This window comes from Nonomuraea antri, assembly GCF_013283785.1.
Taxonomy (GTDB): Bacteria; Actinomycetota; Actinomycetes; order Streptosporangiales; family Streptosporangiaceae; genus Nonomuraea; species Nonomuraea antri.
In genome coordinates this window covers 21,529-31,383 of sequence record NZ_JABCPZ010000122.1, presented here as the reverse complement: position 1 = coordinate 31,383, position 9,855 = coordinate 21,529, and the positions used below count along the sequence as shown (strand labels likewise).

Below are 9,855 nucleotides of genomic sequence, written 5' to 3'. Positions count from 1 at the left end.
GGTGGTGACGGTGTTGATTGTGGTGATCCACCCGTCTACCAGGGGTTCTTTGCGTCTTCAGGCGAACGCCGGACTCGCGATCATGCTGTGATCAGCAGATGCCCGCCGAGGATGAAAACAGCTCAGTCTATTCAGCGGACGGGCAATCAACTGGACTTTCGCTTAGAAGAGGGTCAGATTATTGGCGAGATCGGGCGCGACATGCCACGCAGACCTGTGACTCGGAGTGAAGGATCTACTTCTTCACTCCGAGTCATTGGGCAGTGGACTCACTCGAGATTCGGCGCTATTTGTGAAGATTGTCGCGTCGCCGTCGTGCCAGTGATCGGTGTGTCGAATCGGCTGGCCGACGCGCGCGACGGGACACGATGGCGGTGGCCAATCCGATGATCGTAGCTGCGAGGCCGAGGGCGGCCTCGATGATCGTGAACCAGTGCTGCATCTGATCTCCATTGTGTTGATGGTCAACGGCTCCGGCAGGGCCGTTGCTGACGAGATCAGGGCATCAGCTCCGCAGGATCTCCGGCCATGGTTGCGGACGAAGCCGGAATCATCAGCTGCGTACGCCCAGGTCGACCGGCCATCACGCCGCGATGACGATATTGCAGCCGGAAATCCGGACGCGTCCGGAAAGCTTTCCGCCCCCAGCGCGGGCCGCTTCCGTGGGATCCACAAAGGTAAGAATTGAGTGCCCGCTGATCCATGCATCACTTATGGTGATCTATCTGCACCTGCGGTAGTCTCCGAGGCGTCGTGATGCGGATCACTCGTGATCATTAGTCAGTCGTAAAACAGACGCACCTGGCAAAGCTGATGTCTGGCCGTCGGAGGACCCTAATTTCGTGACCTTTCCTTCGGTAATTCCGCCGGGGCGGCGATGGCGAGGTGATTGCATTGGAGTGGAATTCCGCTGGTGAGCTGGCTGGAATTCGCACTAATGACCAGCTCGCCGAAGCGCTCCACGCGCTTTCTCTCCGTCGTGGGCTGACTCTTACCGCTCTCGAAAGAGCGAGCCGTGAATACGACAAACTACGAGGCAGGCAGGCACTGAAGCGGTCGACTGTCAGCGACGCGTTCCGCGGCAAATCTCGGATCACCAAATCCCTGCTGCTCAGCGTCCTGGATGTCTGCGGTGTACGGGGAGGCGAGGCGCAGGAAGTCTGGGTGGCTGCCTTGGAACGGGTCATGCGACTGGACCAGGGCGACCGTCTTCGGGTTGATGAGGCCACACCCCGCGAGCTCGGCATCCACAGCGCCATAACCGCCCCTGACAGCACTGACGAACTTCCCATGTACGTACAGCGAGATTTCGACTTCGACCTCCGCACCGTGCTCTCCGCCAACGGACCGGACCGCGGAGCGTTCGTCGTCATGGTCGGAGCCTCGTCGACCGGCAAGACCCGGTCCTTGTACGAGGCGGTTTACGCGCTGTTTCCGGACTGGTCGCTGGTGCAACCTTTGGAAGCGGCGGACCTGCTAGAGCTGAAGAGCTTCCCGCCACGTAAAACCGTCTTCTGGCTCGACGAGCTCCAGCAATATCTCGGCGGCCATCCGCCACTGACCTCCGAGTGCGTACGGACCTTGCTCCGTCACGGGAACGTCGTCGTCGGCACCCTATGGCCGGACCAGTACGCCGCATGGACATCAGCGTCCGAGGACCTGCGCCGACTCGCGAAGGGCGCATGCCTCATCAGCGTGCCTGACGCCCTGTCGACGGACGAACTGAACGAAGCCGGCGAGATCGCGGAGCGCGACAGCCGGATCCGCATCGCGTTGCACACTCGTGACACAGGACTGACTCAAGCACTCGCCGGCGGTCCCGCCTTGGTGATGCGGTGGGAACAGCCGGCGACCCCGTACGCGAAAGCCGTCATCGCCGCGGCAGCCGACGGGCACCGTCTCGGGGTGCACGCGCCATTGAGCCCGGAGCTTCTCGCGGAAGCGATGTTCGGCTATCTCAAGCCGGCCCAACGCGTGAAACCCGCGGAGGTATGGCTCACCGAGGCATTGCCACACGCCACCAAACCGCTGCATGGTGACGTTTCCGCCCTGTCGCCCGTGGACGACGGCGTGGCCGGCACTCTCGCCGGTTACACCATCGCCGACTATCTGGCTCAGCACCTGCGCCGCGTACGGCGCACAGCGTGCGTGCCGCACGAGGCATGGCATGCCTTCATCACCCATTTGCGCCGCCCTTCGGACCTCCGCCGGCTTGCCGACGCCGCCACGGCGCGCCTGCGGTACCGCTACGCCGAGCCAACTCTGGAACGGCTCGCCGACGAGTTCAATGATGGCCGCGCGGCCATGGAACTGGCCGATCTGTTGGTCCGCCAAGATCGGTTCGAACGGGCCGTGGACGTCCTGCGCCGCCGGTTGGCGGCCGATGCGCGCGATTGGGAAGTCGGGCGGCATTTATCACGGACCCAGGAACTGTGGCAACGAGTCGAGGAGATCCGGCCGGCGGCTGACGCCGGCGATCCTGCGGCGCGCCAACGTCTGGCGGAGATTCTCGTCGACTGCGGCATCAGTGATGACCTGCGAGTACGTGAACGCAACGGCGATCTGACCGCGGGTGAGCGGCTGGTCGAGCGGCTCACGGACCGCGGCTGCATCTCGGAGATCCGTACGCGGGCTGACCAGGGTCAGGAGGCCGCCGCCGAGGCACTCGCCGATCTCTACGTCGCCTGGGACGAAGTGGAGCTACTGACGGCGCGTGCGGAGGCGGGCGACCGGCCCGCCCAACTGCGCCTGTCCAAACGGCACCCTGACGGCGTCCATGCCGAAGGCGCGGCGGCAGAACTCGCCGAACTGCGAGCAGCCGTTGACGACGGCAAACCCGAAGCGGCGCTACAGCTCTGCGCCCTGCTCTTCGAGCTCCGTGACGAGGCCGGACTCACTGACGAGCTGAACGCGGGCACCAAGGGGGCGGCCGATCGGCTCTTGGCGTTGTACATGGCGACAGGGCGCCATGCGCCCGAAAAAACGGCGCGTCTGCGGTCCTTCGGCCTGGACGCCGATGAGTCGCCGTTCCCCGGCCCCGAGTCCACTCTTCGATGATGCGGTGAAAGGACCAATGATGTCGGACGACCTGTCACCCGCCGACTACGCGATTCTCGTTCTACTTCAGATCGAGGACCGGGAGATCTCCAATACCGAGCTCAACAAGCTGTACGGCGTCAGACTGGTGAGTCCCGCGTACGAGAAGCTCAACGCCGCCGGATACGTGGTCTCGCGGACGGACCGAAGGCCGTACCGGCACAGTCTGGCCGACAAGGGCACTCGGGTGCTCGGGAGTCCTCTGGTACTCGGCGAGGAACAGGCAGAGGCTGCCGAGAGGCGCTCGACCAGGGAGAAGCTACTCTGGGCTGCCCTCACGGCGAAGCACAAGGAGGTCCTCGACCTACGGGCCGCCACCGAATCCGATGCAGACCAGTCCGACGACCCGCGCCCCCAGGACCTTCTGAGCTTGGAAGAGCGGATTCGCGCGGTGTACGACCAGGTGGCTGATGATCCCGGCGATTGGGTAAACCTCACGGACATCCGGGCGCTCCTCAAGGACGTTCCCAAGGCCGACCTCGACAAGGCGCTGGAGCAGATGCTCGACGCGACGGACGTCTGGCTGGAGCCGGAGGTCAACCGGCACCGGATCGGCAGGCGCGAGAAGGAGGCGTCAGTCCGGATCGGTGGCGAGGACCGGCACAAGTTGGCGATCGGACTGCCATGACCGAGGAAGAGCGCGCGGCGCTCGCGGCGCTGCGGTTCAGCTGGGCGCAGGCGCCCGACGATGTGTGGAGAAGCTCGCCCTTCCACGTCGATGGGCTGCATACGAGCGTCGTTCAGGACGTGCAGGATGGCATCGCCGAGGCGGAGGCGAGTGCCGATGCCAACCCGATCGGCCTGGTCCTCGAAGGCCGCTCTGGATCTGGCAAGACGCATTTGCTGGGCTGGGTCCGCGAGCAGGTTCACCAACGAGGTGGCTACTTCTTTCTCATCGGCCTGCTCGACGGCAAGAAGTTCTGGGACGGTGTTCTCATCCTCCTTCTGAATGGCATGTCTCGTCAGGTCATCGGCAACGAGACCCAACTCGGCCTGCTGCTGCGGCGGCTGGCGGCCCGGACAGGTACGCCACCGACCGTGCGTCGTGCGGTGATCGGCGAGACAGAACTGTCCCGAGCCGCGTTGGACACCTTCGTCGAGGGACTCAAAGATTCCGACAAGCACGTCGCCCGGCAGTGCCGGGACACGGCACGTGCCCTGGCGCTGCTGGCGTCGGACAAGGAAGAACATCAGGACGCCGCCTACAGCTATTTCACCTGCGAAGAAGAGGCGATCCCCGGCGAACGCCATGCGTGGGGTATCCGCCCGAAGTCGCGAACGCCCCAGCAGATCGTCCAGGAAATCTCCTGGCTGCTCGCACTCACCGGGCCGACCGTCATCGCGTTCGACCAGTTGGACACGCTGATCGCGCAATCCGCTCTACAGGAGGATCTCGCCAAGCGCTCGAGCGATGCGGCGAATCTGCATGTGGCGGTGATGGTGGCGGGCATTGCCAACGGCCTCACGAGTCTGCGGGACATGACCCGAAGGACCCTCACCGTCGTTGCGACTCTGTCCACGACGTGGAAGTTGATCTCTGATCGGACCGTCGTCTCGTTCCCGGACCGGTTCCGGAGGTGTCCGGCCCTCGGCGGAATTCAGAGTCACGCGCTCGCCCGCGAGATCATCGAGAAGCGGTTCGCGACGCGATACGCGGCCATCGGCTTCACCCCGCCCTATCCGACGTGGCCGGTCCGGGACCAGGTGTTCGAGCAGGCCGTCAACTACACGCCGCGCAGGTTGCTGGTCGAAATCGACCGGCACATCCGCGCTTGCCTGGTCGACGGCGAACTACGTGAACTGGCCAGTCTCGCCGAGGTGCCCCCGGAAGACGAGATATCCCGGCCAGCGGACACAACGGCGCCGATTGTGTCCGAGAAGGCGCTGGCCAGGATCGAATCACGGTTCGAGGAGCTGAAACGAGCGGCAGACGTGACGTCGCCCCTGGAACACGATTTGGAAGACAATTTGTTCCCCGCCCTCCTGTCGGCCGGTCTGCACGCGTGGATCGTGGAGCGTGGCGACGACGGTGAGATGTTCAGCGTCGATCCGCCTCCGAGCGCCAAACCGGACCTGCATGCCCGGCTGCGCCGTGCCCTCGACGATCGAAGCGAGGAGGAACGGGAACGTTCACCGGACGACACCCGCTCGGAAGATCAAGCGCACTGGTCCTTCCGGGCGATCAGCGACACCCATCACGGTGTGGGCGCGCTGCACCGGATCCGGCGCGCCCGTACGGCGTCCGGTCTGAGCGCCGGCGTTCGCAAGCGGAAGCTCATCCTCATCCGCAACGGCCCGTGGTCCCGGTCGGCCAAGACCCAGGAGACTCTCCAGGAGCTGGAGGTGGAAGGAGGTACGACGCTGAGCATCGACGGTACCGACCTGCGAGTGCTCACGGCGCTGCATGGGCTGCGTCAGGAGAATCCGGCCGAACTGCACGCCTGGCTGGTCCGCTACCGGCCCACCGAACAGATCACCCTGTTCAAGGAGGCACTGGCCGACACGGACACTTGGGCAGCTTCCGCATCGGTTGCCGTCATGCCCGATCCGGTCCTGAGAAGCGCCGACGCCGAGGAGACACCAGCTGGGTTCACCGTGGGCTACGGATATCACGACGACGCGCCAGTTCAGGTGACGCTGGAGGCGCTCCGCAAGCACGCGGCGATCTTCGCCGCGTCGGGGTCCGGCAAGACGGTGCTGATTCGGCACATTGTCGAAGAGTGCGCACTGCAGGGTGTGTCGGCGATCGTCCTGGATCCCAACAACGACCTGGCGCGGCTCGGCGAGCCGTGGCCGGAGCCACCCCCGAACTGGCGAGCCGGCGATGCCGAACGAGCTGCGGACTACCTCGCCGGCAGTGAAGTCGTGGTCTGGACGCCGCGCCGGGGATCGGGCCGTCCACTGAGTTTCCAGCCGCTACCGGACTTCGGCAGTGTGCGAGATGACCCCGATGAGTTCGAGGCGGCGGTCGAGGTCGCCGCGTCGGCTCTGGCACCGCGCGCCAACCTCGTCGGACGCTCCAAGAACGCACATCTCGGTCTCGCCGTACTGCGGCGAGCGATCGAGCACTATGGCAGAAAAGGGGGAGACAGCCTTCGGGGGCTGATCGATCTGCTTGCCGATTTGCCGGACGGCGTGAGCGGTCTCGAAAACGCGGTGAAGATCGCTGCAGATCTCGCCCAGACACTGACCGCTTCCATGGACAACGATCCCATGTTCGGCGGCGGTGGAACGCCCGCCGATCCGGGCATCCTGCTGACTCCCTCGCCAGGAAAGCGGGCCAGGATTTCGGTCATTAGCATGATCGGGCTCGGTGAGGATACTCGTCAGGGGTTCGTCAACCAGTTGCAGATGGCACTCTTCGCATGGATCAAGAAGAATCCAGTCCAAGGTCGGCCTCTGCTCGGTCTGCTGGTGATGGACGAGGCTCAGAGCTTCGCGCCATCGGGCGCGGCCACCGCGTGTACACAGAGCACGCTGGCCCTCGCATCACAAGCGCGTAAGTACGGTCTCGGACTGGTCTTCGCGACTCAGGCGCCCAAAAATCTCCACAACAGAATCTCTGGGAATGCCGCGACGCACTTTTTCGGGCGTCTGACGGTGTCGGCACAGACCACGGCAGCTCAGGAGATGGCGAGGGCCAGAGGTGGCGACGTGCCCGGCATCGGCACCCTCACCTCGGGCGAGTTCTACGTTGCGCTGGAGGGCGAGCCGCCGCAGAAGATACGCACGCCCCTGTGCCTCAGCTACCACCCAAGCGGCCCGTTGACCGACGAGGAGGTCATGGCTCGAGCGCGGAGGGCGGGGCCTGATTGAGCTACAAGAACCCGGATGGTTCCACGATCTTCCACCATCATGGCAGAGAGGGGACGTCGGCACGCTCAGCTGTCAAACCTGCGGAGTCTCCATCCGAGGGTCGTTGATCTTGTCAGATCAGGCCTCGGGCAGTCGAACAGCGTGCCGGCTGTGGTCATGACGGATCGCATGACGTTGAGGACGAGGATGCGTTGGGCGTGACGACGATTTCGGCCCTGTCATGAAAGCGTCCAGGACGTGCGTGGCCGCTGCCTGAACGAAACCGAGCGCATTCACATCGACGACCGGCTGCGGGAAAAGGTGTCGGTTCGGGAGATCGCGTGTGAGCCGGGCCGCGCGCCCTCGGCCATCAGCCGTGAGATCCGCCGCGACCGGCATCCCGCCAACGGCCACTACCGGCCGCACGCCGCCCAGACGCATCCCGACGCTCGCCGGCCTCGCCCCAAGCCCATCAAGATCAGCCAGGACCCCGGAGTTACGGGCCCGCATTCAACAGCACCTGCACAAGCGCTGGAGCCTGGAGCAGATCGTCCAGAGCCTGCGCCGGACCTGTCCCGGGCGGCCGGAGATGCACGTGTGCCATGAGACCGTCTACTAAGCGCTCTACGTCCAAGGCCGCGCCGGGCTGCGCCGCGAGCCGGCCGGGGCGCTGCGCACCGGTCGCGCCATGCGCAAGTCGCGTCGCCTGGCCCGGCAGCGCCGGCACCGCTACAGCGCACCCATGGCGGTGATCAGCGAGCGGCCGGCTGAGGCCGACGACCGGCCACTGGGAAGGCGACTGCGTCATCGGCCAGAGCGGCGCCCGGGCCATCGGCACTTTTGGTCGAGCGGACCACTCGCCACGTGATGCTCGTCCACCTGCCGATCGGCCGCGGCGCCGAGCGCATGCGCGACGCTCCGGAGGAGATCATGGCCGCGCTGTCGGCCCAGCTCAAGCGATCGCCATGCTGCTCGCCACCAGTGATTGATCACTGTGTTGCGACGCCCCTGGAAAGTGCCGGTGAGCGCGGAGGGCCGACATCCCCAGGCTCGCCAGGTAGTACAGCGCGCGCGCGTACGCGGAGATGAGCGATACCCGCGTTCGCTTCGCTCCAGGCGGGTCAGGTCAGGCCCGCGTCGTGGGCGAGGATCGCGATCTGGGTGCGGTTGTCCATGCCGAGCTTGGTGAGGATGCTGGAGACGTGCGCTTTCACGGTGGTGATGCTCATGGCCAGGTCCGCGGCGATGTCGGCGTTCGTCCGGCCACGAGCGATCGCCAGGGCCACCTCGTGCTCGCGCGGGGTGAGGGCGGTCAGTGCGGTACGGGCCTGCTCGTAGGCGCCGGCCTGCGCGACGGTGCGCTCCATCAACCGCCGGGTGATGCGCGGGGACAGGATCGGATCGCCTGCGGCGACCCGGGTGACCGCCTCCACGATGCGCGGTGGCGGGGTGTCCTTCAGCAGGAAGCCGGCGGCGCCCGCGCGGAGGGCGTGCAGGACGTTCTCGTCGGTGTCGAACGTGGTCAGCACGATCACCTCGGGCGGGCGGGCACGGGCGCGCAGCCGGCGGGTGGCGGTGATGCCGTCCACACGCGGCATCCGCAGGTCCATCAGGACGACGTCGGGGGCGTGGGCGTCGGTGGCGGTGATGGCCTCCTGGCCGTCGGCCGCCTCGCCGACGACCGTGATGCCGGCGGCGCCGTCCAGCATCATGGACAGCCCAGCGCGGACCAGGGCGTCGTCGTCGACCAGTAACACGCGGATCACGCGGGCCATGGTAGCCGGGCCTGAAGCCGGAACTCTCCTTCGGAGTGGTGGTGATCCAGTTGCCCGCCGGCCAGCCGTACCCGCTCGGTGAGCCCGACCAGGCCGAGGCCGCTGCCGGGCGCGAGCGGGGCGGTGCCCGCCGGGGCCAGCGGGTTGCGGATGTCGATCAGCAGGGACGTGCCGGGGGTGCCCCGCAGCAGCACGTCCACCGGCCGGCTGGGGGCGTGTTTGCGGGCGTTGGTGAGCCCCTCCTGGACGACGCGGTAGGCGGTACGGGACGCGGCCTGCGGCAAGGCGCCGTCGTCGTCGGTGACCTCCTCGCGGAGCCGTATCTCCTGGCCGGCCTCCCGTGCGTCGGCGATCAGGCCGGGCAGGTCGGCCAGCACCGGCTGGAGTGCCAGTTCGTCCAGCTGGTCGTCCTGTTCATGCAGCAGGCTGATCACCTGGCGGAGCTCCTCCAGCGCCTGGTGGACCCCGGTGCGGATCACCCCGGCGGCCCGGGCGAGCTGCTCGGGGGAGGAGTCCGGGCGGTATTCCAGTGCCCCGGCGTGGGTGGCCACCAGGGACAGGCGGTGGGCCAGGACGTCGTGCATCTCCCTGGCGAGTTGGCGGCGTTCGGCCATGCGGGCCTCGGCGACCCGCCTGCCCTGCTCGGCCTCGGCGCGGTTGGCGCGCTCGTGCAGGGAGCAGAGCAGGGCGCGGCGGGAGCGGGCCAGCGCTCCCCAGCCGAGCAGCGCGCCGTAGGAGGCGCAGATCAGCAGTAACCACCATTGCTGGGAGATGCCGGAGTTCGGCCGCCACAGTCCCTGGACCACGTGGGCCGCGACGCCCCCGGCCGCCACCGCCGCCGCGACGGGGAAGCGCCTGCGCTGGGCCACCTGCAACGCCCCCATCGTCGCCGCCGCGGTGGCCACGGGGGAAAGGGTGGCCAGGAGGGTGGCGGCCAGTGCTCCCGAGGCCGGCCACCACAGCTGGGCGAGCGCCGCGACCAGGCTCACCGCCGCGACGACGACATCCAGCCCCCACCAGGGCCCGCCGGCCTGGCTCCACAGCGTCAGGCCGCTCAGGCCGCCCACCGCGAGGACCACGCCGGTCACCGCGATCGGGTACGAGGGTCGGATCTTTTTCACCGGGTCAGGGTAATCGCCGGTTCTCGGGCGCCATCACCTACCAAAGTAGGACCCGTACCCCACTGGGG

General features: G+C 66.7%; 6 protein-coding genes and 1 pseudogene. 5 read left to right on the top strand and 2 right to left on the bottom strand.

The features are described 5' to 3' along the window. Positions 1 to 433 precede the first annotated feature (433 nt). From HII36_RS32565 to HII36_RS59505, 5 genes and pseudogenes are all read left to right on the top strand, one after another. On the top strand, positions 434 to 688 hold the full coding sequence (locus HII36_RS32565) for a hypothetical protein (RefSeq protein WP_173527124.1): 255 nt from the start codon (positions 434 to 436) through the stop codon (positions 686 to 688). Between the two features lie 197 nt (positions 689 to 885). Then, positions 886 to 3,057 carry a hypothetical protein gene (locus HII36_RS32560; RefSeq protein ID WP_173527123.1) on the top strand — a complete coding sequence of 724 codons (2,172 nt, stop codon included), beginning with the start codon at positions 886 to 888 and terminating at the stop codon, positions 3,055 to 3,057. 19 nt (positions 3,058 to 3,076) lie between these two features. Beyond that, positions 3,077 to 3,724: a hypothetical protein gene (locus tag HII36_RS32555; RefSeq protein WP_173527122.1), complete on the top strand. Its 648-nt coding sequence runs from the start codon at positions 3,077 to 3,079 to the stop codon at positions 3,722 to 3,724. Then, entirely contained in the window at positions 3,721 to 6,912 is a 3,192-nt protein-coding gene (locus HII36_RS32550; RefSeq protein ID WP_173527121.1) for an ATP-binding protein, read from the top strand. The genes HII36_RS32555 and HII36_RS32550 overlap by 4 nt, the downstream gene beginning before the upstream one ends. A 243-nt stretch (positions 6,913 to 7,155) precedes the next feature. Continuing rightward, a pseudogene (locus tag HII36_RS59505) lies at positions 7,156 to 7,854 on the top strand (IS30 family transposase); the annotation flags it as partial. 158 nt (positions 7,855 to 8,012) lie between these two features. On the opposite strand, the gene HII36_RS32540 reads toward HII36_RS59505, so the two are convergent. Next, entirely contained in the window at positions 8,013 to 8,666 is a 654-nt protein-coding gene (locus tag HII36_RS32540; protein WP_173527120.1) for a response regulator, read from the bottom strand. Then, positions 8,654 to 9,787 carry a sensor histidine kinase gene (locus tag HII36_RS58830; protein ID WP_328807988.1) on the bottom strand — a complete coding sequence of 378 codons (1,134 nt, stop codon included), beginning with the start codon at positions 9,785 to 9,787 and terminating at the stop codon, positions 8,654 to 8,656. Before HII36_RS58830 ends, HII36_RS32540 begins: the two co-directional genes overlap by 13 nt. Positions 9,788 to 9,855: the final 68 nt, after the last annotated feature.

Excerpts from the sequence above, each read along its gene's own strand:
- HII36_RS32555 (WP_173527122.1), top strand. The coding sequence starts at position 3,077 with ATGTCGGACGACCTGTCACCCGCCGACTACGCGATTCTCGTTCTACTT.
- HII36_RS32550 (WP_173527121.1), top strand. The coding sequence starts at position 3,721 with ATGACCGAGGAAGAGCGCGCGGCGCTCGCGGCGCTGCGGTTCAGCTGG.
- HII36_RS32540 (WP_173527120.1), bottom strand. The coding sequence starts at position 8,666 with ATGGCCCGCGTGATCCGCGTGTTACTGGTCGACGACGACGCCCTGGTC.